The 25769-nt window shown below is 44.3% G+C and carries 22 protein-coding genes and 3 pseudogenes; 12 read left to right on the forward strand and 13 right to left on the reverse strand.

The window, feature by feature from the left end:
• The first annotated feature begins 671 nt into the window (after nucleotides 1-671).
• Complete coding sequence (locus N4J56_RS41200) at nucleotides 672-854, forward strand: DUF454 family protein (RefSeq protein WP_410500367.1); 183 nt, start codon at nucleotides 672-674, stop codon at nucleotides 852-854.
• 705 nt (nucleotides 855-1559) lie between these two features.
• Nucleotides 1560-1874 (forward strand): DUF5132 domain-containing protein, encoded by a 315-nt coding sequence (locus N4J56_RS21830; protein ID WP_015155669.1) that lies wholly within the window; start codon nucleotides 1560-1562, stop codon nucleotides 1872-1874.
• Nucleotides 1875-2274: 400 nt separating this feature from the next.
• On the opposite strand, the gene N4J56_RS21835 is transcribed toward N4J56_RS21830, so the two are convergent.
• The 8 genes and pseudogenes from N4J56_RS21835 to N4J56_RS21870 form a co-directional block, all read right to left on the reverse strand.
• Nucleotides 2275-2424, reverse strand: a complete 150-nt coding sequence (locus tag N4J56_RS21835; RefSeq protein WP_317106469.1) for a hypothetical protein — start codon at nucleotides 2422-2424, stop codon at nucleotides 2275-2277.
• Nucleotides 2425-2470: 46 nt separating this feature from the next.
• On the reverse strand, nucleotides 2471-2944 hold the full coding sequence (locus N4J56_RS21840) for a transposase (RefSeq protein WP_317106468.1): 474 nt from the start codon (nucleotides 2942-2944) through the stop codon (nucleotides 2471-2473).
• Between the two features lie 223 nt (nucleotides 2945-3167).
• Complete coding sequence (locus N4J56_RS21845) at nucleotides 3168-3452, reverse strand: hypothetical protein (protein WP_317108356.1); 285 nt, start codon at nucleotides 3450-3452, stop codon at nucleotides 3168-3170.
• A gap of 62 nt (nucleotides 3453-3514) precedes the next feature.
• Nucleotides 3515-4693, reverse strand: a pseudogene (locus tag N4J56_RS21850) (IS4 family transposase).
• A 188-nt stretch (nucleotides 4694-4881) separates the two neighbouring features.
• Nucleotides 4882-7263, reverse strand: a complete 2382-nt coding sequence (locus N4J56_RS21855; RefSeq protein WP_317108357.1) for a heavy metal translocating P-type ATPase — start codon at nucleotides 7261-7263, stop codon at nucleotides 4882-4884.
• A 60-nt stretch (nucleotides 7264-7323) separates the two neighbouring features.
• Nucleotides 7324-7737 carry a hypothetical protein gene (locus N4J56_RS21860; RefSeq protein WP_317108358.1) on the reverse strand — a complete coding sequence of 138 codons (414 nt, stop codon included), beginning with the start codon at nucleotides 7735-7737 and terminating at the stop codon, nucleotides 7324-7326.
• On the reverse strand, nucleotides 7737-10490 hold the full coding sequence (locus N4J56_RS21865) for a heavy metal translocating P-type ATPase (RefSeq protein ID WP_317108359.1): 2754 nt from the start codon (nucleotides 10488-10490) through the stop codon (nucleotides 7737-7739). Before N4J56_RS21865 ends, N4J56_RS21860 begins: the two co-directional genes overlap by 1 nt.
• 769 nt (nucleotides 10491-11259) lie before the next feature.
• Nucleotides 11260-12300 (reverse strand): DUF3102 domain-containing protein, encoded by a 1041-nt coding sequence (locus N4J56_RS21870; protein ID WP_317108360.1) that lies wholly within the window; start codon nucleotides 12298-12300, stop codon nucleotides 11260-11262.
• 1029 nt (nucleotides 12301-13329) lie between these two features.
• Between N4J56_RS21870 and N4J56_RS21875 the strand changes: the two genes are divergently transcribed.
• A complete protein-coding gene (locus tag N4J56_RS21875) occupies nucleotides 13330-13506 on the forward strand; it encodes a hypothetical protein (RefSeq protein ID WP_317108361.1) in 177 nt (58 codons plus the stop codon).
• A 192-nt stretch (nucleotides 13507-13698) separates the two neighbouring features.
• On the opposite strand, the pseudogene N4J56_RS21880 reads toward N4J56_RS21875, so the two are convergent.
• Nucleotides 13699-14477, reverse strand: a pseudogene (locus tag N4J56_RS21880) (IS5 family transposase).
• 470 nt (nucleotides 14478-14947) lie between these two features.
• Here N4J56_RS21880 and N4J56_RS21885 point away from each other — a divergent pair.
• Together N4J56_RS21885 and N4J56_RS21890 are read left to right on the forward strand one after the other, a co-directional pair.
• The gene (locus N4J56_RS21885; RefSeq protein ID WP_317108362.1) at nucleotides 14948-15283 is read left to right on the forward strand and encodes a DUF5132 domain-containing protein; all 336 of its coding nucleotides are present in this window, start codon (nucleotides 14948-14950) and stop codon (nucleotides 15281-15283) included.
• Nucleotides 15284-15499: 216 nt separating this feature from the next.
• Nucleotides 15500-15727, forward strand: a complete 228-nt coding sequence (locus N4J56_RS21890; RefSeq protein WP_317108363.1) for a Nif11-like leader peptide family natural product precursor — start codon at nucleotides 15500-15502, stop codon at nucleotides 15725-15727.
• Between the two features lie 669 nt (nucleotides 15728-16396).
• Here the strand turns inward: N4J56_RS21890 and N4J56_RS21895 are convergent.
• The gene (locus N4J56_RS21895) at nucleotides 16397-16588 is read right to left on the reverse strand and encodes a hypothetical protein (protein ID WP_250012929.1); all 192 of its coding nucleotides are present in this window, start codon (nucleotides 16586-16588) and stop codon (nucleotides 16397-16399) included.
• Between N4J56_RS21895 and cax the strand changes: the two genes are divergently transcribed.
• From cax to N4J56_RS21910, 3 genes are all read left to right on the forward strand, one after another.
• The gene (gene cax, locus N4J56_RS21900) at nucleotides 16578-17678 is read left to right on the forward strand and encodes a calcium/proton exchanger (protein ID WP_410500562.1); all 1101 of its coding nucleotides are present in this window, start codon (nucleotides 16578-16580) and stop codon (nucleotides 17676-17678) included. The two genes, N4J56_RS21895 and cax, sit on opposite strands and share 11 nt — an antisense overlap.
• A 201-nt stretch (nucleotides 17679-17879) precedes the next feature.
• Nucleotides 17880-18149 carry a Mo-dependent nitrogenase C-terminal domain-containing protein gene (locus tag N4J56_RS21905; protein ID WP_317108364.1) on the forward strand — a complete coding sequence of 90 codons (270 nt, stop codon included), beginning with the start codon at nucleotides 17880-17882 and terminating at the stop codon, nucleotides 18147-18149.
• A 48-nt stretch (nucleotides 18150-18197) separates the two neighbouring features.
• Nucleotides 18198-18341, forward strand: a complete 144-nt coding sequence (locus tag N4J56_RS21910) for a hypothetical protein (protein ID WP_317108365.1) — start codon at nucleotides 18198-18200, stop codon at nucleotides 18339-18341.
• A 90-nt stretch (nucleotides 18342-18431) separates the two neighbouring features.
• Here the strand turns inward: N4J56_RS21910 and N4J56_RS21915 are convergent.
• Nucleotides 18432-19494: pseudogene (locus N4J56_RS21915) on the reverse strand (IS630 family transposase).
• A gap of 89 nt (nucleotides 19495-19583) precedes the next feature.
• Here N4J56_RS21915 and N4J56_RS21920 point away from each other — a divergent pair.
• Nucleotides 19584-19811, forward strand: a complete 228-nt coding sequence (locus N4J56_RS21920; RefSeq protein ID WP_317108366.1) for a hypothetical protein — start codon at nucleotides 19584-19586, stop codon at nucleotides 19809-19811.
• A 174-nt stretch (nucleotides 19812-19985) separates the two neighbouring features.
• Here N4J56_RS21920 and N4J56_RS21925 read toward each other — a convergent pair whose 3' ends face one another.
• A complete protein-coding gene (locus N4J56_RS21925) occupies nucleotides 19986-20171 on the reverse strand; it encodes a hypothetical protein (RefSeq protein WP_317108367.1) in 186 nt (61 codons plus the stop codon).
• A gap of 161 nt (nucleotides 20172-20332) precedes the next feature.
• Complete coding sequence (locus N4J56_RS21930; protein WP_317108368.1) at nucleotides 20333-23194, reverse strand: cation-translocating P-type ATPase; 2862 nt, start codon at nucleotides 23192-23194, stop codon at nucleotides 20333-20335.
• Between the two features lie 534 nt (nucleotides 23195-23728).
• Here N4J56_RS21930 and N4J56_RS21935 point away from each other — a divergent pair.
• The 3 genes from N4J56_RS21935 to N4J56_RS21945 all read left to right on the forward strand — a co-directional run bounded on the left by N4J56_RS21935 (nucleotide 23729) and on the right by N4J56_RS21945 (nucleotide 25763).
• Nucleotides 23729-23950: a hypothetical protein gene (locus N4J56_RS21935; protein WP_317108369.1), complete on the forward strand. Its 222-nt coding sequence runs from the start codon at nucleotides 23729-23731 to the stop codon at nucleotides 23948-23950.
• Between the two features lie 352 nt (nucleotides 23951-24302).
• Complete coding sequence (locus N4J56_RS21940; protein ID WP_317108370.1) at nucleotides 24303-24449, forward strand: DUF454 family protein; 147 nt, start codon at nucleotides 24303-24305, stop codon at nucleotides 24447-24449.
• 219 nt (nucleotides 24450-24668) lie between these two features.
• On the forward strand, nucleotides 24669-25763 hold the full coding sequence (locus N4J56_RS21945) for an ArsA family ATPase (protein WP_317108371.1): 1095 nt from the start codon (nucleotides 24669-24671) through the stop codon (nucleotides 25761-25763).
• Nucleotides 25764-25769 lie beyond the last annotated feature (6 nt).

The following is a 25769-nucleotide window of genomic DNA, read 5'->3' on the forward strand; positions in this document are numbered from 1 at the left end:
CGCCTTATTAAACATCCACAACTTTTTTATTTGATTATTAAGGGGATTTTTACAAAAATGCAGGAATTAAGCAAGGACCACAAGAAGGATAAACTCTTCTTGACAGTTACGATTGATTTCTGCATAAAGTCAAAGTTCATTGGACGGGCTATGTGCCGTTTTTCAGCTTTTGAGCTGAGATGAACTATCCATGTGCTTTCTACTATTAGCACAAATCCAGGTGACAAAATGTTCGTATATTCCTAACTCTATGATTAGGAAACCGGATAATCAGTCAGTGTACAGACATTACATGTAACGTCTGTACAAAATTATCAGTTCTCAGTTGTCAGCAATCGCCACAACCAGAAAATCAAAACTATAAGAAACTATGACTTTACTGGCTGAATATTCTGATAAGAAATGCTTGAAAATTACAATTCTTATTTAGAAAGTCACGCAGAAAAAGCAGGCAGTCGCTCGCCACAAGTCTTTCTCAGATTAGGTTGGAAGGCAAGTACAGCCGATTAGAATTTAAGATAAATCATCCCAATTTTCACCTAATGTTACATTCCTCTTGGTAGATGTTCGCTTCGATTCGTTCAATTTATACTGAAAACTGTTCTGCAATTCAATAGTTTTAGAAAGTTGAAGTTGTTGAAAAGTTGAAACTAAGAGCAGGCGGGAAAAATATGTTAAAAACACTTAAGAACGTTGCTTTACTAGTCGCAGGAACAATTAGCTTGGTGGTTGGGATTGTAGGAGTTATTCTTCCTATATTACCAGGAACTCCTTTTTTGATTTTAGCTTTCTTCTGCTTCGCGACTCTGTTTGAGTCAATTCTTGAGTCAATGTTTATTGCAGCTTGGTTTTGAGAGTTGCAATTAAGCATGACAGTAATATTGAAAAGTTGCTAAATCGCTATTTTTAGTAGCTCAGGCAACCGAACTCTCAACTCGATCGGCGCGCCATGCAGAAAGGAAAAGTGCTTCCATTTAGGTGCGTGTCGATACTTGAGGCGGGTTGGTAAAGCAACCAAAATCTTTAAACCCTGCCCGCCATACATTTTTGTAATTTTAGGAGATTTTATAGCTCAAAGTCTCCTGAGAATTTTTATCCTATCCAAATAAAACCTTATTTAATTTTAAAACATAAATGAAAATTAATTAAAAAAATGTATCAAATATTATGAGATTCTGCTAGTAGTAATACTAGTATTTTAATATCAAAGCGGATTATATTTATTTATACTATCGTTCTTTTAAGATTTCTAAATTTGCGCTCTTTTTTTTCTAGTAAATATTGTATTCTACAATAAAGCAATACCACTAAATGTATATGCCGAAGTAACGAGAAAACGTATCTGTATTTGCTAATTGTCAACCTTGTTACTTCACCCTGTCGTGGCTGACATTTCGCGTAACCATTATTTCTGGTAGTTAATAGTTATTAGTCTGCTACATAGCGTGCGATGTGAAGCAAACAGAGGCTAATTTATACAGTCAAATTAGCTGTCGGCTACATCTATAGTAGTTACGCGATACCTAACCGTTCAGTAATTTTTTGGAGGATAAATAAAGATGCTCGAACTAGAGACTTTGTTACTAGGTCTTGAGCCAATTACAGCATTAACTATTGGTGCTGGCGCATTAATTTTAGTTCCTGCGATCGGCGCGATCAATTCAATGACGGGTAACTCTCTTTCGGACTCGGCAAGAGGTGCTGCTAAAAATGGTTTAGTTTTTGCCCTCGACTCATTCGACAAGGGACAACGTTTGATTGCCGAAGCTGGCGAATCTTTCCAAGATTTAGTTGCTGAAGCTAAATCAGAAAGAACTAAACCGACTAATGGCGCTCCAGAAGCTCCCCGTGAGGTATCAATCGTATCTCAATAAGCTCTGAGCTTTTATTTGGTGTGTGAGGAGTCATGTCATAGTGGATGAGGAGTGATATCGTAACACGCTACAAACTGGGAAGGTAAAAACCCTTCCCCTCTCGCTCTCAGAAAAACCCTCTCAACACTCGCTTTTAGGTTTACCTGGGCGAGTTTTTTGTCTATTTATCATTCGTCATTTGTCATTTGGCATGAGTGGTGTGTGACTGGATTCTGAATCAATACGGTTCATTTAAGGCTACGCTGTGCTGAGGATAAAGAAAATAGGAGGATTGGTTCGGGAGGGGTGGCTCGATGTCTTGGCTTTTTGAGCGAAACTTGGATACAGGTTTTTTACAACTCTGGGATTGGTACGAGAAACTCGTTCAGGTAACAGAGTGTCTAAAATCTCTACAGTTAACTCAGATCTTGCAGCATTCTCGATAAGCAAGAATGGGTAAAGGTTTGAGGATAATTTCAAAATCGAATTGTGCAGCAATGTCAGCATTGACTCGGATGAACCGCAGCAATTGTAACCACAGAACCGAGGGAAACAGTACAGTTAATGCCAAATCACTGGCAGCTTTCCAATCCAGGACAGGAGGTAGTGACCATTGGTCAATCCAATGCGCCAATAGATAGGCAATTAGCGCTCTTGATGAGCCAGCGATAGACACCAAGTTTCGTAGTTTGCCCAAAGCGATGCAGCCCAAAACGATGTTTGCTCGTTTTGAAAAAGCCCTCAATGCAAGAGCGCTTACGTCCTAGCCGCACCAGATAAATGCCAGAGTAAGGATGGGTAGAAACGACAAAGCGCAGTTCTCGCTTGCCTTCGGCTCGTTTGAGCCAGAACCAGGACACCGTCAGTGGCTGTGTGTCTCCCGCTAAATACACCTGTTGTCCACGGTTGGCATGGCGATACAGTTGCTTTAGATGACGACCGTCCTGCATTTTGCGATTGCAGCGCATCCCCACGACTGCTCGCCACGACTGCTTTCGCACTGCTTTGAGAAACTCTACGGTGCCAAACTCCGTATCTGCCTGTACAATGACCACCCTGCCCTGACTCAACTGGGTTGGAACCGTTGCCAACAACTTGCAGGCTAATTGTACTGGGCGCTTGATAGCCTTTGCCCCGCCAGACCCGAAAGCTCCAAGGCACTCGCCACTCACCCACCACCAGGTACAATACTACTAAATGTAATCCCCGCTTACCGTTAAGTATTCTCACCCAGGGGTCAGGTGCCTTGGGGTCATTCGTCGGCGTACTCAACTGCAAAAACTTTGCCGCACTTTTCGAATGTCGTTAGATCGATCAACACTCGCAAAGGAGTGCTTGGATGAGGGGATGAGCGGTCACTTGCTGCAACACCATTTGACGAGTCGTGCGAATCACGCTACGAGTAGACCAATTGTAGTGATTCAAAAATCGACTCAATGAAGAAGCGGATTTCACCTGGGTGTGCTGGGGTAAAGGATATCCTTGAGCTTCAAGAAACAGCCCGAACAGGGCGTTTAGACTGGCTTTCTGGTATGTGTTAGGCATTAAGCAAAGAAGGCTATAGACTAGCCCTTGGGCGTATTCGACGATGGTTTCCATAATCGTCAACTCAAATTATTCCTACGCCCTTTCTTCCAGATTTTGGCTCTTTTGGCAACCCTTTATTGAGAATGGTGCAAGATCTCAGTTAACCAACTTAAAAAGGGGAGTTCTTGTGATTGCAAGCGTTGAAATTTCGGGATAGCACGACGAATAACTCGCAATGTCCCAGTGAAACTCAGACGCAAAGGAGTGATACCCGCGCTCTTTGCAGCTTGAAACATCAATAACCGCACAGCCCAGTGTCCTAACAACCACCCGTAAACTTCCTGCACAACTTCACGCGGTTTTGAGAGCGAATATGAGTTTTTCGTCCTGATAAATGTACTTTGAGTTCATCAATAGTATTTTCTACTTCCCAGCGTTGATGATATTCAATCGCCAGTAGTTGAGCCGGAAATTTCTCCAATTCCAATAAGCTGGTAATTAAGCGATATCTTAGTTGTTCCTCTGGGTTGTCGGTATTACCAATTGTGTATTCAATCACTCGGACTTGTATGGGCTGGCAAGCTTTTGAGCGGAATTTAGCAGGTGGATAAATCCAACTCAGATAAGAACCATCCGCCAGTGGTTCTTCGCACAAAAACTTGACATTTGCGGGAATTCTTCCTAAATAATCGCTACCAGTTGTGACAGTTGCTTGCACCATTGCATAAGAATGTAACCCTCTGTCCCACATCAACAACCCCTGAACTCACGGAGCGTAATAATCTTAATGCCCGCACTCGTTCTCCTATTCGATATGGACACATCAATGCATCAAAGATTAAATGTGTTCCTGCTTCTACCAAAATGACTAATCGCAGTTTGGGAAATGCGGCTTGTGTGCCAGGACGGCTGCTCGGACGACCAAAAACTCTCGCATTTTCATCGCTGTCTGGCAGATCGAAGCAAGTCCGATCAATTACCACAATTCGCAATCCATTGAGAAATGCTCCTTTGGTATCGGTGCTAGCCATTGGTCGCACCAGTTGATGGAACAATTGACTCATCACCCTTGGACTTAATCGTTGTCGGGCTTGCGTTATTGCTGATTTACAAAAACTCGCCAGTATTTCCCCACTTTCACCCATGCTTCGCTCAGCCCATCAATTAAGTTTTTCAGCACATCTCATCGAATCTCGTGACCACAGACTCATCGCAATTACCAAACAAATTACCAATTGTGCTGGTAACGAGCGTTTACGTTGTTCACAAACTTTAGTTTTAGCGATCGCTTGCTCGATCTCCGTGGATGGGATGGCTGCCTCTATCGCTTTGAACACATCACTACTTTGTATCGTAGGAGACAACAATGAGAAATCCTTCAGATGCACTACACTCACTTTCCATTCTTGGGAACAATGCTTAATTTACAACACTTTGAGCCTTAACTGAACCGTAGTGGATTCTGAATATGTATAGTCACCAGCCACCAGCCACTCTCTATTCACCCCAGACGACAGAAAGATTTCGAGTTGGGATCGTAAGTCCATGCAATTCCTTCTGGATCTTTGGTACTGCTCCATTTGCTAAATTCGGGTTTGGCGCGGTGACGCGCGATCGCGCCAGCTGATAATCCCAACCGCTTTGCTAGAGCGCTTTGCTTGATGCAAGCTGCACCATCGCTGCTAAGGTGCGTGCCACGATCGAAAGTAGGTGCTGTTGACGCATTCAGAGCTAAATTACTAGCTGCTGGCAGTCTTTTTTTCGTGGAAGAAGTTTTTGGTGGTAAGAGGGGGCGCATACTGTTGAAGAATTCAGCTAAAAAGGCAGTAAAGTTGTTGGTAACGACATTGACGATTGGGTTGAGACCAAAGAAAATCCCGCCAGTGACTACGGCAAGGTTGGGAACAATGACGATCGCAGCATTTTGATAAACGATTTCCATCGCTCTTTTGGCTAGGGCGATCGCTTCTACTATCCCAGCTAAATCGTTATCTAACAGCACGATATCTGCGGTTTCTGCTTCAATATCGCTACCAGATGCAAAAGAGATTGAGACATCGGCAAAAGATAGCGCCGCCGCTTCGTTAATTCCATCCCCGACAAAAGCCACAGTCTTACCGTGGTGGCACAGTGCTTGTACTAACTCGGCTTTGTTCTGGCTAGTCGCATGGGCGTGAACGCAATTAGGAGTCATACCTAGTTGCGTTGCAACAGCGTTAGCAACTTTGGGATTGTCTTCTGTCACCACATAAATCTCAATTCGCAATTGTTGCAAAGTTGCAATTATGTCTGCACTTTCTGGGCGTAAAAAATCAGTGTAGAAGATTGCTCCTATAACTTGCCCGTTTTTAGCCACGTAAATGTAGGAGTCAGTACTAGCATCAATTTCAGGCTGAAGGCAGCTAACATCGACATGGTGTTGTTGCAATAGGCGATCGCCTCCAACTAAGATTTCTTGCCCGTCGATCTGACAAGCGATTCCCATGCCGGCAAGGTAATCCCATGTTTCGCATTCCAATAACTGAATTCCCTGAGTTTTAGCAGCATAGACGATCGCGGTTGCTACGGGATGATTGAGAGACGTTTCAGCTGTTGCGGCAAGTGTTAATACTTCCCCAGGGGAGATGCTTGGATTTGTGGTATGGACGGCTACAACTGCATTGCCTTGCGTCAGAGTACCAGTGCGATCGAAAACTATAGTGTCAACTTGAGCCAGCAACTCTAAAACGCGACCGCTACGAATATACACGCCATGACGTGCCGCAGCTGTTAGAGCGCCCAGAAAAGCTGTAGGCATGGCAATTTGAATACCGCTACCAAAGTCGAGTTGGAACGGGGTAATTGCTGGACCATACGTCCCAGTCAAGGCAAAAATAGATGCACCTAAAAAGATAGTCGGTACGACAGCACTTTTGGCAAATTCTGCCTGCTGCGTACCGATCTGGGTGTCGTATACGGGTTCTGTTTGCAACAATTGAAAAGCTAATCCGACGCGAGTATTGTAACCAGTGCGTTTGGCTTGGATGCAGAGTTTACCTTCTAACAATCGGGCAGAAGCACAAACATCTTCGCCTGCTGTGGCAACTACTGGCTGCGGATCGCCAGTTAAGTGCCGTTCGTCGATTAATGCCGTTCCCTGCAAGATCTGTCCGTCTACGGGAATCACATCACCAGGATAGACGATGACGCGATCGCCTACGACTACCTCTTGAAAAGCAATTTGCCTTTCTTGCCCATCTCGTTCGACCCAAACAAGCTGTTGGGAGCCATTCAACAACTGTTGGAATTGTCGTTCTTTTTCCTCTCCACTCATACCGCGCAGAGTCCGCCGCACGCCTACCAAAGCTGTCTTCAGTGATGGAGCGACAAACTGCCCGTTGAGGGTGTGAAAGGTCATCCACAGGGAGTCTAGCAGATCGACATTGGGCTGGCGATTGACAACTAAACTCTCAGTTGCCCGACTGAACCAAGGTACGGCAGCACCCGCGATCGCCGCGCCAATAATTAGAGGCGGAATTTCCAGTGGAGCAGCTACCAAGGCAAGTCCGAGGGCAACTACTGGCAGTCCTAGTTGTTCCCATTCATTGACCTGCGGTCGGTCTAGTGGTTTTGTCTCTGGCAGAACTAGATCGGTGCTACCATCTGCATTACCGAATCGTTGAATGCGATCGAGCAGTTCTGCTTCGGCGATCGTTTCAGAAACTAAATGAGTTTCGTAAGCCACGATCAGCGATCGCGCCGCCGGATTGATCCGAATGCTGGTGACAAAATTCAGCGACTCTAATAGCCAATTCAGCTTGTCGGCATACTCTGAATTGTCGGCAATCGAAGGGACGCGAATCCGCAAGCGCCCCTCCGTGCTGTGAATAACTTGGCAATCCATCTTTAACGAGGGGATGAGGTCTGTAGAGACGTTGCACGCAACGTCTCTACAGACATTAAACTACGTTGGTTGTGGCACAACACGACTAGCAAGTCGAGCAATGACATGACTGTTCCACCACTCCATTGCTTTTGCTTGCGGGTTGTCGCTGTCGTGCCAGCCACAATGCTCGACGTGGATCGACTCGGGTTCGGCAGCGTGCGCTCTTTCGAGTTTTTCTGCCGTTACTGCGATCGCCGGTATGTAGCCAATGTGGGTGAATGAGTAAATATAATACTCGCCATTTTGATTTTTGTAGGCGGCGTGGTACTCATTCAGCGTATGGTGAGAGTCATGCTTGGCATCGGCATCTGCTAGGTTGCGTCCGTCCCATGCCTCGGCAATTAACTCATCGTAAGCAAGAACGCGATCGTATGCAGCGTATACGTTAGAGTCGAACTTGGGCTTTTCTTCCAATTGAATTTGTTCAAACATTAGCGCACTCCTGCTGCAACTAGCTGTTCTTGCTGGACGTTGGAATTGTCGAATTCAACCGTGTAGAAGTATCTCGAACCTGGTTCGTAGAGCCATGCAACTCCATCTGGGTCTTTAGTCATGCTCCATTCAACAAAATCAGCTCTCGATCTGCGATAGGTGAGGGTTTGGGGAGACATTCCTAACCGTCTTGCCAAGTCACTCTGCTTTAAATGACCTACAGGTGATGGCATTTTCGCCTTTTCTAGCTCGATCGCCGTTTTTACTGCTGGATGCTTACCGTTACCATTGCCATTTGTATAGTGCCCGTTACCATTGCCATTTGTATAGTGTCCGTTGCCATTACCGTTGGTATGATGATGTCCGTTACCATTGGTTTCAAGCGCGATCGCTACACTAACTTCCTCAGCAAGCTGTGGTTTCGACTCGACAACTGGAGTTACACTGACTGCTGGAACGGGTTTTTCTGACGGTGGGGCGTTAGCGAAGTTTGGCGAAGTTATCGCTTCTTGAGGTACTGCCTTGGCTCCGGTAAGTGCCGGAATTTCCATTCCAGGTCCCATCAACGGACGCAAGCCATTCAGTTCGGCAAGGATAGCCGTACCGTTGTTGATCACAACAGCGAGTAGTGGATCGAGGGCGAAGAAGATACCTGAGACCAATGCGCCGAGGTTAGGAACGGCAACGATCGCTGTATTTTGCCAAATGATATCCATCGCCTGTCTTGCTGCCTTAATTGCCATCAGTAAGCCGCGCAAATCGTCTTCCATTAACACGACATCAGCGGTTTCTCTAGCAATATCTGTTGCACCAGCAAATGAGATTGAAACATCGGCGTAAGCAAGGGCGGCTGAGTCGTTAATCCCGTCACCGCAGAAAGCAACTGTCTTGCCACTGTCATGCAGGGACTTCACAACTTCGACTTTGCGCTCTGGGAATGCTTCAGCATAGATGTTGTCAGGATTCATGCCTAAGTTACCAGCAACGGCTTTCGCTACCCGCGATACGTCACCGCTAAGCATGTAAGCAGTAATACCCATGCGCTTCAGTTCGGCGATGACTTCCCGACTTTCTTCGCGAGCTGGATCGCTGTAGCGGACTACGCCGATCAGTTTGCCGTCGCCTGCAATGTAAACCAGAGATTGTCCGCCGGATTTAGCATCGGGATACCTGCGATCGTATTCATCCAGAGAAACGTTCTCTTGGTTCATGAAGCGCGGACTGCCGACAATTATCTGCATTCCGTCGATTTTGGCTGCTGCACCCAGACCAACTTTGTATTCCCACTCTTCGCATTCTTTCAGCGCTATGCCTTTGTCTTTGGCATTGTGGACGATCGCCTCAGCGATTGGGTGCGTTAGTCCTTGTTCGGCGGTTGCAGCCAAGCACAAAACATCATCTTTAGTAAAGCGATCGTCCATGATGTCGATGTCGTTGACACCAGCATGACCGACAGTTAGGGTTCCCGTTTTATCGAAGACGACTGTATCGATGCGGGCAAGAATTTCAATGGCTCGACCGCTGCGGATCAAGACACCGTTACGAGCTGTGTAAGTCAGAACCGATAAGATTGTGGTCGGTACTGATACGCGAATGCCCGTACCAAAGTCTAGAGTTAACAGAGCAACGGCACGATTCAGATCGCCACTCATTAGACCGACACCAGCACCAATTGCCAGAGTGGGAAGAACGGCTTGGTTGGCTACCATTGCCGCATAGTTTTCAACTCTGGTATCGTGTACTGGTGCGGCTTGCATTAAGTTGACAATCACGCCTGCGCGGGTGTTGTTACCGACGCGCTCGGCATCAATTGTTAATGTCCCGTCAACTAATAGGGTGGAAGCAAATACTTCTTCACCTTCGCGTCTGGTAACGGGGACTGATTCACCTGTTAATTTGCATTGGTCGATAATGCCAGTGCCGCTGATGATACTCCCATCAACCGGAATTTGGTCGCCAGGATAGACGATAATGCGATCGCCTACTACCACTTCAGCTGTGGGAATTTCTACTACTTGTCCGTCACGAATGACGAATGCCGTCTTACTCAAACAGTCGAGTAGGTCGAGGTTAGCTCTTTCGCTACCGCGAGCTGTCAAGTCTCGGATCGCCTCACCGCCTTCGACTAAACCGAGCATGAACGATGGTGCAAAGTAGTGACCTTGCAAAGTATGCAAGCTCAGTGCTAAACCATCAAGGAAGTCGATTGTCAATTGTCTGTCTTGTTGGATTGCTTCCCAGGCTCGTTTAAAGACGGGGATAGCACCGACAAATACTACGCCAGCAATAACAAACCCTGGAATTGGTAAGCCTATCATCGCGCCTACAGAGAGTGCTAAACCAGCCGCAGGAAAGGCTAACCGTTCTACGAAGTCTACTTCGTTACTAGCTTTTTCCTCCTCTGTTTTTGGTGCCCATCCTATGGGAACTTCTACTTGCGGCGCTGTTTGAATTGCACTGAATAGCCTTTCTTGAACGATCGCGATCGCTTTGGCACTAGCTTCGTAGTCATACTCTACAATCAACGAGCGAGAGGCTGGGTTGAGCTGAATATTACTGACAAAATCTAGCCCGTCAACTAAGTAATGAAGCTTGCCAACGTATTCTGGATCGTCTGCCAGTCTGGGGATGCGAATCCGAAAACGTCCCTCAGTCGAGTGAACAACATGGTAATGGATGTTTTCGATCTGAATCGTTGGTTCAACCGCAGCAACCGTAGGAGTCAAATCATTAGTAACGCTTGTAGCAATCATGACAAACAGTTATCTCCAAAGTGGCTGACAAAACACAAAAATTTAGTTAGTCCAAACCCTGGCTAATACCTTGCATTTATCCTGCAATACTGAGTTTGCTGAGGCTTGCTAATGAATGGGTCGGTAAAATCGCAATTCACTACGACTGCCCGCATACCAAACCACACAATTGTGAGGCATTACTTGCTAGATATAAGCTGTATGGGTAATTTTTAGACCTTGTAGATGTCAAGCTGAAACCTCTACTAACTGAGGTATTCGCAGTTGATAACAACTGGATGCTGCCCCGATCCGTCAGCTCACCAGGACGAATAGAAAATATGGGCGATCGACAAAAATCAGACATTGACCTCGCGTTATAGTTCAGCTTTACAGTGCTACAGCGAGTGCATTTAGAGTTCTTCTAAAGCTTACTATGAAATTTCCAGAATAAACAGAAAACTTTTGTAAACCACAATTAAATCGATTGATTCGACTCTGAAGCCTGCATTAATTATTGGTTCGATCCCGCGTTTGAAAAGCTTATAGCTTTAATTTGATTAGCTTTTAGGCGATCGCTTTGCTGAATTTTAGTGCCATTTTTTTCGCGATCGCCCTCACTCACGCCCCAGAATTTCTGAGAATTTTCTCGTTTCCAAGCTGAGTTATGTTAAGTAAAGCTAAAAATATCCTGAAATTTTGCCATTTTTAACTCTTTTTTGTAACTTTTGCTTCACGTAACGTTAGCCAAATTAACTTCCATCTCCTGAATTCTGGCTTCTGACTTCTTTCACAAACTCACTTCTTTCACTTTCGTCTCACCTTTCTTCCAGCCTTTCTTCCAGTAGGAAACGATCTCATGTACTTGCTGGCGATCTGGCTCTACCAAGATTCCCCGCCGTTCAAATCGATTCAAAACATCTAAGATTTTAGGAAAAGGCAAATAACAAATTGCTACTGTCTCTCCCACTTCCGTGTAGAGATCGAGCAATGCTTCTAAAGTGTTTTCTAGTAGTTCGGAATTCTTACCTTTAGGTAAATATCGCGTGGCAATGATCCGTGTATCTGCAGGAATATCTGTCTGCCAATTGGGAACTGGTGGAAAAGCAAGCAGAAGTTTTAGCTTTTCTGGTAGCCGTTGACGGAGTGCAGGAGAATTTGGCTCGTCGCAATATAAAATGTGATCTTTAGCTAAGTGCCAGCAAACTTCCGGCTGGCTATGGCTAGTTGAACTTTTCCGACTTGCCGCATTTAGGGATAGACGCGCTACAGTGTTAGGCTTTGTTTCAACGATTTCTACTTGTGAGGATAATAGCAGTGATTGCGGCGAACCTGCCTGATGACTGCTTGGATCGGTTTCGCTAACGGTGGGTTGAGCTTCTAACTTTGGCTTTGCCGAAGAAACCTTGTATTTTTTTTTGAGTGCTTTCGCTTTCGAGTAGGTAATGCTTTCCCCCGATGCAGCTAGGGCGATCGCTTCTTCCATTGCTTGTTTTGAAGTTGACGGCGCTGCTAGCTCGTACATTGCCGACGGAGCAAATTTATCAATTTGATAGATTTGGCTGCCAAAGCGATCGGCAACTTGCATGAATCTCGCCGCAGTTGGATAGCTCCAATGAAATTCTGCCTCAATCCAATCAATAAAGCGTCCGTGCTTCAATTTCTCTTTGACGGCATTAAGCTTCTGCCCGATTTCGATAATGTCTTGGGCAGTGCGTTTCACCAGGGCTTGGATTTCTCCCGTTTGCTGTTGCACGAATTGAGAGATTTCTGCTTCTAGCTCTGTATAATTAAACTCTTTTCGAGCCGCGTCGATTACTGAGACTGGCATTCTATTCATTTGTTAAAACCCGCTATTAATATAGTTTTGCCAGATATTTATCTTTTTTTACTTCAAAGAAAATTTTGTTTCCTCTGCCTTTGGACAGGCATATGTTGCCTTCCTATCATGACTATTATATTCAGAATAGGCACAGTTGCAACTTCGCGATCGAGTAACTCTATCTCAACGGCTTGGAGCCGCTGAGTTTAGACTATTCTTGCTAGGTTGCAGCGACTTCACCAAGTCAGGCGATCGCATGAGTAGAAATTACGATTTTCCTCTGCTTACGTAGTTTTGACTGGTTATATAAGGAAACCGATTCACTCCTGTTCCTCTATTCTCGGTTTGCAAAAATTTTACTTAAATAGTGGCGTTTGTCACAAACAAGATTCGTTGGTACAGAAGCAACCGATAGGCAAAAACCTAACTACAGTGTGGAAGATCGACATAGAATTTCTAATATTTTATTGCTAATTGTATTGTTCAGCCAACATTTCGGAAAAAAAACTTATTAGTCTGACTCTATCATTACTATAAGAGTTGTTTTGACCGCTCAAGTTTTTTTTAAGACTTTGTTTAGATTTAGTATAAATGGCAAATTTCGATTTCATACATTTATTTTATTAATAAATTTGATTGAAAACGGTAATATCTCAGTTTATTTCAGAGGATATATTTTGGCTGAGAGTGGGCTTGTAACGCTTACTGCTTGCTGCTTGGAGAATTTCAAACCAGATAGTTGCATATATAAAATTCAATCCATACAATCAAAAAAAAATAACAGATTTTAACGTGTTGATATTTCTAAATTCAGTAAATTTATTCGATAATTAAATAATTATCGAGCCGAGCGAATCCAAGATGTTAATCATAAAAAACTCACTCATAAGTAGGGCAAAATAAAAACAATAATTTAGCTTTAACTCATTCATTAACTTTGCCAAACCCATAGTTTATGAAGTTAATATCTCTAACTTTGGTTGGATTACTCGATAGATAAATCAATTTACAAAATAATACTAAAGGAGGCAAAGTCACATGGAAGCAGTAATGTTTAAGATTTACACTAGACCAGATAAGTTTAGCGAATTAGTAGAAGTTTTAAAAGATCGTGGACTAAAAGTTGTTGTTAGCTATAGAGCTGATCGCTTGGAAGATTACGATGAGATCCTCGTCTATCAAGGCTTAGACGAGATCGAGCTGCAAAATGAATAGAGTGAAAAACAGGAGTAAGCTACAGGTAGTCTGAAGCTGAAGAACAGATTGCATCGATCTCATGTCAAGTTATTGAACAGTTCAAATCTTTCAATTGTTTGAAATTTATCGCTCGCTCAGGTACGTGGAGTTACTTTTCAATAACAGATGTTCTAAGATTTAATAACTTAGAGCTGATTTATAAAGTAAAAATCAAGCAGCTAGTCGTCTCAGCATCAGCCGTACCATAGCAGCGTAGACCATAGATTCACTTATTTCCGGTAGGAGTTCATAATCCTTACTTAGTCGTCGATAGCGTCCTAGCCAGCCAAAAGTTCGTTCAACTACCCATCTTCTGGGCAAACTTCAAACCCATCTGTAATCCGCTTAACTATTTCTACTTCTGCACCGCAGACTACCATTACAGCTTGTGCAAAATTCTCTCACTGTAGCCACTATCTGCCCAAATTAGCTCTAAAGACTTAGAGTTATAGCACTCTTCTAGCAATGCCACTATTGCTCCTAATCGTTCTGAAGCATTAGCTTCGGTGATTACTACACCCATTAGTAGTCCTTGAGGATCTACTACGACATGGCGTTTGCGACCTTTAACTAGCTTGCCGCCATCAAAGCCGGATACTTCCCCTTTTTTCCGTCGTTTTTACGGACTGGCTATCCACAATTGCAGCAGTAGCTTGATGAGATTTGCCCAGCTTCATCCGTACTTGTTCACGTAAGGCAAGATTTATCTGCTGCCAAATTCCTCGTTTTTGCCAACGCCGAAAGTAATAATAAACCGTTGAATAGGGTGGGAAGTCATGTGGTAGCATCTCCCAAGCACAGCCAGTTTTCAGCAAATAAAAGATGGCATTTACTACCTCACGCATATCCACAGTACGTGGATGTCCTCCTGGTCTTACAGGTGGAATTAATGGTTCAATGATTTGCCATTCTCGATCGGTTAAATCACTTTTGTAAGCTTTTCTACTCATGAGGCAATGCTTTGGGCTACTGTCTTGTCATAGTAAAAGCCTCTTGCCTCCATTCTCGCTGCTTTCAACTTTTCTTTATAAATGACCTCTTAGATTAAGAAAGTTAAACTATAGTATTAACTCAGGTTCAATTAACTTTTTTAAAAATCTTTGAAGTAGTTCAATTAGATTTGTATTATTCCTGCTATCATCAAAATTGAGTTTTAGAAGCTACGTAGGGTGACAGAGTTTGATTGAGTGCAAATACATTTTGCTCTTGTGACCCAAATTCAGAGATAACGACTGTCTTTCGCACTCAGAGCGATTAGCAGCTGTTGGTTATTAGTTCTCTGCTGTCGGTCATCGATCTAGGCAAATAGCTAATAACGAGTGACAAATAGCTTTAGCGCGATCGCTTCCCACGATAGGCATGAGGTAGTCGTTGCGTCCGGTACGAGTTGCAATTGTTCTTTTTTGGAAACTGAATCAACATGCTTGAACTAGAAGCTTTATTGCTAGGACTAGAACCGTTAACAGCAGCAGGGATTGGTTTAGGAGCATTAGCCCTAGCACCTGTAGTTGGTGTCGTAGGTTCTGCTATGGGAGGGTCTAATTCGGCTGTAGGTAATTCTTTGTCAGAGTCATCCAAATCCTTAGCGAAAACGGGTATGGTTTGGATGTTAGATGCTTATGACAAGGCTCAAAATACCGTAGCTGAAGCATCAGAATCTTTTCAGGACTTGGTGGCGGAAGCCAAAACTGACTTGAAAAAGAGTAAAGCCAAGCCCGAACAGAGTTCAATTCCGCATCAAGTGGAAATCGGCTAGTTTTTGAAGATAAGTGAGACAAGGAAGCTTTAGGGGCTTCAGGTGCAGAGGAGATTAAATAACTCCTGACTCATGTAAGGGTGGGTTTAGCAAGCATATTCACGGCTAGTGACAATCAATCTTTGCTCAAAACCCGCCCCTACGATAACTGATAACTGTCAACTGTCTTCACGTAGTGTAGCGGAGCGTTTACTGCCAACTAACAACCAATGACCAATGACTAATGACGAGAGAACGAATGTGTCAAAAGAACTAGAACAGTTTCATCAACTGGTATTGCAAGACTCATCGCTCAAAGAAAAGCTGAAACAGTCAGGCGATCGCGAAAGTTTTTTAAACTTAGCAGTGGAATTAGGCAAACAGAACGGCTACAGCTTCACTTACAGCGAAGTCAAAGCATACATATCTCAAAATCTGCTGGCGATCGCCCAGCAGTTCTTATAAGTGCCAGAGGTTGAGGGAGCGAATTTTTGGCAATCCCTCAGCTTATTCTCCAAATATATTTGAAAGTCACAACTTTGCAAATTAAATAAATTGCAAACAACTAATAGTGATATTCTCTCACTTTATATAGTTAAAAAATTGACATCTGAAAACTTGGAAATCTATCAGTTTTTACCTCAAGCTATTTTACATAAGTTTAGATATTTCAGATAGTTTGCTCTCAGATAAAGCTTGTCTTGAAAACTTTTAGGAGATTTGCTGCATTAGCGCAAAGTCTTAGTAGAGTCAAATTTAGCAGCTTTTTTTTACATGTATCTATAGAAGAATAATTATTTTTCTTTACTTGCATTTAACAAAAATTTTAGATTTTTCTAACGAGTTTATTGTACATTTAAAGTCAAGTGCATTTAGAGTTTCAAAGCTGCATTATTACCTTCGGGTCGATTGCAGTTTCTTAATTCATTCAGATATTCAATATCCAGGTCAAGTGTCGCTCTAGTTGATGGTACTGAACAGCAATGGCAGTGCCTACTATCTCGATTGAACAACCTGTTCTACATGCTAGGAGATGAATTATGGAGATAGCTGTTGCATAACATCAGCTTCTTGCTTAGGTGTGTGGTAATTGAAAACGGCTGTAGATAGGTTTGCCAAGAATTAAACTCACTCTTACATGGAATGAGGTTGGGCTGGGTGTCGCTTGAAAAGCAGCCAAGCAATCTCCGCAGGATTAGGTATGTGAGATTGCCCCATCCCCTCCAAAGCACAACAGACTTTTGGAGCCGGAATAATGTCAGTATCAACAAAACCAGAAAGACCCACTGCGGGAAAAGTGGTGTCGCGCCGAACGATGTCGCGCAAGGATGCGTTCTTGTTACGTATGCTTGTGCTCGTTCCTTTGGCACTGCTGTTTAGACAACTTGGTTTACCACCATTAGTTGTTTTTGCTACAGCAGGCTTAGCAATTATCCCTCTAGCAGCATGGATTGCTAACTTTACAGAGGCGATCGCTAACAAAATTGGTTCGTTTCTGGGTGGTCTACTCAACGTCACCTTTGGTAACGTTACTGAAATTGTCGTCTCAATCGTTGCCCTGCAAGCGGGTATGGTTGAGGTGGTCAAAGCGAGTTTAGTTGGCTCGATTATCGCCAACCTTTTATTAGGTCTAGGATTCGCATTTATCTTAGACGGCTTGAGCTTCAAAAGGCTAGATTTTCAGCACAACATCAAACGAACGACTGTAGCGCGGATCAATTCTGGTTCGCTCAATCTGGCAGTTGTATTTATCTTGATGCCTGTAGCGCTCAAGTTTACGACGAGTTCTAGCCATCAACTCGCCAATGCCAATCATTTTTCTCTAGTAGCATCTGTACTGCTATTAGGCTTCTACGCCATGATGCTATTTTTCTCGATGAAAACTCATAGATTTATGTATGAGTTAGAGGAAGATGCCGAACCTGAAAGCTATGGTAGCGAAGCTACAGGACGAAAGTACGATCTGTGGATACACGTTGGCTTGCTGTTAGGTTTTACAGTCGCGCTGTTGTTTGTCTCTGAAGTACTGGTTGATAGTTTGCAACAGGCAGTTTCTAGTCTCGGTCTGACCAGTCTATTTACAGGTGTCATGCTACTGCCGATCTTCGGTTCAGCAGTAGAGATTATTACCTGTGGAATGTGCGCGGCGAAGCAAAAAATCGATCTGTCTATTTCCATCGCCCTCGGCTCTAGCTTGCAAATCGCCATGTTTGTAGCTCCAGCGTTAGTCTTGGTGGGACAAGCAATGGGGCAACCAATGAATTTAGCCTTTGATACATTCGCAGTCTTAGGAGTAGGTGTAGCTGTACTGATGACGAACTCAGTCAGTACGGATGGTAAGTCTAATTGGCTAGAGGGCGTGTTGTTGCTGATGACCTACACGATGCTGTTAACAGCTTTTTACTTGCATGACTGAATCAGCGATTCAGTTATCAGCGATTGGTTAGCCGTTATGAGTGACTGGTGACTGGTGGCTGATGGCTAGAATTTCTTGCTTGTCTCCTTCAAGACGGAGGCAACGCGAAAAAGTGGGGTCAAACCAATTTTTCGCGGGTAAGCATCTTAATGGACTAAAAAACCTAGACATAACTCAACTGGGTTATGAGGAGCGATCATTATGGTGAAACTTATTGGTCTACGGGGTCTAGTTCGCCAGTGGGTTGACGCGATTGAGGTTCATGACCGCAAGGTAGCCAAGTTATTGTGCCGGATGATTCCGGCGAGTTGCCCTTTTGAACGAGACATCAAGTTCTTCAAGCGCATCTTATTTCACATTCCACCCCTGTGCCAGCTTAACCCTCTCTACGAGCAAGCGATTGGTCTTCGCCTCAAAGCTCTATCCTATCTAGCGGATGAGTGTGGTGAAGATGTAGCACTATATTGCTAACAGCAAAAAGGAATACGATCGCTAGCCTTGGCTCAAGGAGGCAAACTGATGAACTCCAACATTCCGTTTGAAACAGTACTTCAGCTCCTAGCAATGGCTTATCTAGCGAGCGTGATGCTCGTACTGCTAGCTTCTAGCCTTTGTTTAGCAGTAGTTGAAACTGTTGAAACTATTGAAGAAGCTGGCAGCTAATAGGACAAGGCAGCAGCCGCTTGGCTACTCACCCCACTTGTTCGCGTTGCTCCCTTGTCCCCACTCCCCCACTCTTCACTACATAAGTAGCTAGGCAGATTTAAACATAAAACGTTCCAGTGTCCATCCCCCTTGTTGACTTCGATTCTCCATGCCCTCAATCATGGCATTCGCTAAATCATACTCGTTATCAAAAATCCTTCCGGCTATTTCATGGGTTTTGAGTTGATGCCACTGCGCTTCAATCAGATTCATATGTGAACTGTATTGGGGGAGAAAAAAGAGATATAGCCCTTTCGACTGCCACTGCTGCCAGTGCTCACGGGCAAGATGACTGGTATGAGCCGAACCATTATCTTGCACCACGACTGTGAGCCGTCCGGTTTGTAGCAATGTCTGCTCACTCTTTTGGGCAAGGAGCGTTCATCACTTTAACATAGCGTTCCTTGTGGAAACTGCCTTGTACCAGAGCATAGTCAAACGACTGCTCTGGTTGCCATATCCCTAGAATACTAATGCGGTCTCCATAGGATTTGACCTGCTCTTCGGTGTTTCTGCTCTCCAATGCGAGAGTAACTATAACTGACTGGACTTTCCAGACAACATCCCGATTCGTCAAGATACTTCAGGTCAATGTACCCTTCACAGGCAGCTAGTTGGAGTGTGTCTAAGTCGGCTTGCTTGAGTGCTTTGTACTCAGGATCTTGTCTGCCCCGTTGCGAGTGTCGAGTCCGCTTCCAACTAAAGCCCTTTTTTTTAGAATGCGGCGAATCCGGTCAGCACTTAGGTTTACCTGTCGTTCTTGCTCTAGCTTCTGGGCTAGCTGTTGACTATTATAGGTTCTGGCTTCTTGCTCTAGGCATTGTTCTAGGTAGGCCATGTCTGCTTCTTGCCATTTGGCTTTAGCTCCTCGTCCACTAGCATCCCATAATCCACCTAACCCTTGCTGCTGCCAACGGCGGATGGTTTCGCGCACTGTCTGCTCTTGGCACTCAAAAATTTCGGCAATCGCTGGCACTACCCATCCTTGAGCATTGAGTCGAAGCATTTGTGCTCGATCTCGGGTACGTTGAGCAACGGTTTTGGCAACCCGAAGTTCACTCAACGTCCGGTCTTCTGACTCTGTCAAAACGATACGTAAAGGAGCAGGCATGAGTGGTCAAAATCAGCAAGTTTTTGGCTTTTCTCTATCTTACGTTTAATTATGCCCTACTACTTACTACTCACTGTAAAGAGGTAATCATGATCGACCATCCAGACTTTTTTAACGTGCGTAAGACCGCGATCGCTCTTGCAGTTGGTCCCTTGGCTTTTCTGCTGCTACTGATTGGAATTGATTTTTCCTCGCATCAGTGGCAAGTATGGCAAGCAGAGCGCTCGTGTGTCAATGTTGCAAGTTCTACTGGAGTTGTACAACCCAGTGGAAATCATTGTTCGCCTAACCAGGTGCAGTATACGAGTCAAAAATAACAAAATACACGCTCTGTAGGGGCGCACAGCTGTGCGCCCCTACTTACCTGAATCGAAAACTATGAACCATCAGTAGAGACGCACAATTTCGCGTCTCTATTTCGTGTCTCTACTGTACTGTTTCTCACAAAATTCCCCCCCTAGTATCGGGAGGGAATAAAGACGATCGCGGTTTTAAGAATAAGCTCTGTGGCTGCTCAGTAAAGCGATAAGCTGAGTTACAGCCTCTCGCAACCATTCTGCGATCGCGGCGATCGCCTCTCGCAACCATTCTGCGATCGCGGCGATCGCTAATTCTGCAATCCAAACCGCGATCGCCTCAACTAAAGTTTCAGTCACAAATGAGATTAACCAAGTCATAATCAGGAGTTAGGAGTTAGGGAATAGGGGTTAGCAGGAAATGGTAGGGGCGGGTTTTTTGAACATACTTGTGAAAGAACAAACAATTCTGCGGTTAATCCCGCCCTTAAAGTGAGTTACAAACAACAAATGAGCAATGACAAATGACCAATGACCAATAACTAACTATGTTGCCGAGATCTTTGCCAACGGATGAATAGCTTCTCTAGTTCGATCCAAACAAATACCAAGGAACTGAAGCCGAAACAAATCAGTAGTTCTATGGGTGGTATGTAATGGGTGCTGAAGAAACTACGCAGGGGTGGAACGTAGATTAGCAGTAGTTGTAAAAGAGTGGTCAAGACGACTGAAATCAGAATATAGGGATTAGAGAACGGATCGACTTGAATCGCTAAACGAGTGTTAGAACGAATCGCGATCGCGTGTCCCATTTGCGCCAGACAAAGAGTGGTAAATACCATTGTTTTCCAGCGGTCTGCGCTCAATCCACCGCCTTGAACTGCCTGAGAATGGTGATAAGCCCAAACCATCAGCAGAATCGTCACGATGGCGAGGATAATCCCAATCCGAATCATGTACGAACCTAGCCCTCGCGCAAAGATATTTTCTTTGGGATTTTTGGGCGGTTGTTGCATGACAATTGGTCTACCTGGTTCGACAGCCAGAGCTAGCGCTGGAATTCCATCTGTCACTAAATTCATCCAGAGAATTTGCAACGGTGAAAGCGGTACTCCTCCCAGACCTAGTAATGGTGCTGAAGCAATAGTTAAAACCTCTCCTAAGTTACTACCTAGAATGTATCTAATAAAGCGACGGATGTTGATGTAAACAACTCGTCCTTCTTCTGTCGCCGAGACGATTGTGGAAAAGTTGTCGTCTAGTAACACCATATCGCTAGCTTCTTTACTGACATCCGTACCTGTAATGCCCATTGCTACGCCAATATCTGCCTGTTTGAGGGCGGGAGCATCGTTGACTCCATCTCCTGTCATGGCAACAATTTGGTTTTGGTGTTGTAGCGCTTGGACGATCTGTAATTTATGCTCTGGCGAGACGCGGGCGTAGACGCTGACGCGATCGACGTGTGCCTCAAGTTCTGGCATACTCAATTTTTCCAGCTCTCGCCCTGTCAGTACTAAATCTCCTGGGTGAGCAATCCCTAGATCCTCAGCTACCGCTTGGGCAGTCAGTTGGTGATCGCCTGTAATCATTACGGGACGGATACCAGCAGTACGGCACTTAGCCACGGCTTCGCGAACTTCGGGACGGGGTGCATCCAACATTCCCACCAAGCCCAACCAAGTTAAATCGTTTTCTGAGGTTTCTTCCGAACCTTCTGGGGGAATACTTGCAACTGCTTTGTAGGCAAAGCCTAGAACTCGCAACCCCTTACTGGCATACTGGTTGTTTCGGTCGAGGATGTTTAACCGTAACTCGTTTGTCAGTGGTTCAATGCGATCGCCCGTTTGAATATGAGTGCAACGCTCTAAAGTTAGTTCGGGCGAACCTTTGGTGAACATTAAATAGGGGTGAGCGGTGAGCGGTGAGGGATGAGAGGCGAGGAAGTTCACTAAGTCCTCATTTCTCACTTCACAGATCGTACTCATGCGTTTGCGTTCTGAGGAGAACGGAAACTCAGCAGCTCGGGGAAACCAGCTCGATTGCTGGTCTTTTTCTAGCCCTGCTTTACCAGCTAAAGACAACAGCGCTCCTTCGGTCGGATCTCCAAGGATCGCCCACTCGCCTTTATCTCTTTGCAATATGGCATCGTTGCAAAGTACGCAAGCTAAGAGTAAGGCTTGTAGTTCCGGTTGATCTTGCACTGAGACGACTCTATCTTGGTGACGAAACTCACCAATAGGGTCGTATCCTTCACCTGTGACTCGCAGAGAGTTGCTAGCTGTCGCAACTGCCTGGACGACCATTTTATTTTGAGTCAACGTCCCTGTTTTGTCAGAGCAAATTGTAGTGACGCTACCCAGGGTTTCTACGGCTGGAAGTTTGCGAATTAGAGCGTTGCGCCGCACCATGCGCTGAGTTCCCAGCGCCAGGGTAACGGTGATCACGGCAGGTAGTCCTTCGGGAACGACAGCAACCGCCATACTGAGCGAGACTTTCACGAGGTTCTCGAAATTACTCATGGTTGGCGTGTGGAGCATTCCTAATCCCACCACCAACAGTACTAGAATCATCGCCCCCGTGACTAAGGTATTGCCCAGTTGCGCCATCCGTTTTTGTAACGGCGTGGGTTCAGCTTCTACCGATTGCAGTGCTGTAGCAATTTTCCCCAGTTCAGTCTTCATTCCCGTCCCCGTGACGAGGACTGTTCCTCGTCCTTGGACGACCTCCGTACCTTCGTAAACCATATTGACGCGATCGCCCAATACGGTATCATCTGGTAGCTGGAGCGTGGCTTGTTTGTTGACGGCGTGAGCCTCTCCTGTCAAGGCTGCTTCCCGAATTTGCAGATTTGCAACTTCTAAGAGGCGACCGTCAGCAGAAATCTTCACCCCCGCTTCCAGTAACATTACGTCCCCTGGAACCAATTCTTTAGAATCGACTTCCACGGTTTTGCCGTCGCGCAGAACTCGCACTTTGGGCGAAGACAAGCCTTTTAAGGCAGCTAAAGCCTTTTCTGCGCGACTTTCTTGGATATATCCCAGTAACCCGTTCAGAACGACCACTACGCCAATCGCGATCGCGTCTTTAAACGGTATTTCTCCTGGTTGTTTCGTACCGAACACATCTAAAATTGCTGAAATGACAGCAACTGCTATCAACATCAGCAACATGATGTTTTTGAATTGGTCTAGGAGGATTTCCCAACCACTACGCCCTCCTGTTTCTTGTAATTCGTTGAAACCGTAGCGTTGTAATCTTTCTTCAACTTCAGCGGAAGTTAAGCCGGAGGTGCGATCGCTCTGGAGAACATCTGTGGCTCTCTCAGCTTCCAGAGTATGCCAAGCGTAAGACTCTCCGGCAGGCTTAGCCATTGCTAAGTCTGTGCCAGTGCTTGAAGACATTATTTTACTTCTCAAAAACTCAGGAATGCTCTTATAACCTATATCATTTAACTATATGCCTTGCATACCCTTAGCATGGTTAAGTAGTGTGAACTTGGATGAACAAGAGTGAGTCGTGAGTCGTGAAGGATTCTAATCTAATGACTCCTACGTCCCTTGGGTGCTTGGCTGCATCGCCATAGAAACAAACTTATCAATTTGATAGATTTGCAACTTCGCATTTGTGCGAAGTTGCAAATCTATCAACACGAGTTAGAAACTAGAAAGAACTGTCCCATACGGCTCCCCACTACTCACTGTAAAAAGTTACATTGATTACTATAAGTTAATGTAACGTTAGGTAAAACTGAACATTTAAACCTTTTATGTTTTATTCGTAATTTTACGATGAAAGATAACCTTTAATGCTTAGGAGATGGTATTTTTATATGCAAACCATTGGTTTAAATTAATAGCTGACGTAGGTACGTATACACATTAGATTTGGCTAGATTTCAGCGCTTGGCAAAAATTATAATCTGATTGAGAAGAGCTGTGGGAAAAAAAGACGATCGGAACTACGTGCAAATCAGAGGTCATGTGCGAAAAGATGTAGCACGCCGCTTTAAGCAGTTTTGTTTAGATCGGGAAGTAGACTATAGTGAAGGACTAGAAACAATTCTTAGTGCCTTTTTTACAACTGATACGCAAGTAATTAGCGGCGATCTCGATCGCCAAAATAATTCAACTCACCTTCCTTGTTACGAACAGCATTAATTACTGTCATTTGTCATTTGTGAAAGACCAATCTTGTTATTGGTCATTTGCCATGTGAGATAAGCTAATGACAGTCTTATGAGTATTTTATGACTCTAATGAGGGTTTGAAATACGAATTATTCTGTCTTTCATTTTCTGTTTTTTTCAGAAAACAAGGCTAATAGCAGTCAGCACTTGCTAAAAGCAGAATTTTGTAGAGCAACCCCAAGTAGGAGAATGCTAAGAAGAGTAAAGATTGTTGCTGTCATCTACAATTTTGATGCACAGTAGTAACTATCGCATGGTAGTGTAAAAACTACAAGACTGAAGATTACTAGACTGAAAATTATCAAGTTATCGCTCAAGTCAATATGCTCAAGCAAATCAAGAATGCAGCTTTAATTGCTGCGGGTACAATCTGCGCGGGTATAGGTGTCATTGGTGTTTTATTACCTTTGATTCCTGGTACTCCCTTCTTATTAGTAGCAGCAGCTTGTTTCGGTGCGATCGAACAGTAAATTGAGTCAGTTATCAGTTGTCAGTTATCAGTTATCTCTTACCTTAATTGTGTAGGGGAGGGTTGAACTAAGTTACTTATTTGCTGTGAAGTTTTCGCTTGGCGCACTCCTACGACTCCCTCATTTCGGAAGGGCGAATTTAACTAGAATACCTGCACCTAGCAATTTTTTTGGTAGACTCGCCCTTCCGATTCCCTAATTAGCAACGGGATTGATTCAATGAGCAGAATAATTACATTTCTGGGCGATGGATCTAGAGAACGGACAACGCTATCAATTGCTACTGCGAAATGGTTTGCCCGACAAGGTAAAAGAGTTTTACTGGCTACCTATGTTAATCCTAGTACGGAGCTACTCTTAGAAACTTCTTTAAGTACGCATCCTCAAAGCGTTGAGAGCCATCTGCAAGTCGTACAGTTACAAACAACTGTACTGTTAGAACAGGCTTGGGATGAAGTCAAAAAACTTGTTTCTACCTATTTACCAGATTCTTTTTCCGAACAAATCTATCCTGCCGAATTGATTATACTACCTGGATTTGATAGTTTTTTAACTTTTAATGCCCTACGACAATACTATCAAAGCGGTAGCTATGATGTCATTATTTATAGCGGGGAGAATTTAGAGATACTGCGTATGCTAGGGATTCCTAGTGCTTTGGATTGGTATTTTCGGCGCTTTCACCAGATATTTACAGATCTAGATATTAGCGAGATTGCCAATTCAATTGGTGGTCCATTTGCTGCGGCAATTCTTAACGCTAATATCGATCGCCAGAAAATGCAAGAAGGACTGTCTCAAATTCAGCATTGGATCGAGCAAGGAGTTGCAGTAGCTAACGATGCAAGTCAGTTAACAGCCTATCTTGTTACTAACGATACACCAGAAGCGATCGCCGATGCTCGCTGGTGGTGGGGCAGCGCCCAACAAATTAACCTCACTGTCAGTGGTATTTTAGCGTATCAAGATCGAGATTTAAGTAGAGAAGCTATACAGTCGGCTTTTACCCCATTAGCTGTCCATCATATCTCTACTTTGCAAGAGAGGAATTGGGAAGCAATTATTCAAGAATTGCCAGATTTCAACGCTAGTATTTCCGTAACACCGCCGCTCAAAATAGACCTTATTCAGCGCCAAGTTCGCGTTTTTTTACCAGGATTTCATAAAAAACAAGTTAAGTTAACCCAATCAAATACAGAAATAATTATTGAAGCTGGCGACCAAAGGCGACAGATTGTCTTACCACCAGAGCTGAAAGGAAAATCTGTACAATCTGGTAAATTTGAGGAACCGTATTTAGTAATTTCTGTTTAAAATTGT

Origin of the sequence: Chroococcidiopsis sp. SAG 2025 (assembly GCF_032860985.1) — a bacterium.
Taxonomy (GTDB): Bacteria; Cyanobacteriota; Cyanobacteriia; order Cyanobacteriales; family Chroococcidiopsidaceae; genus Chroococcidiopsis.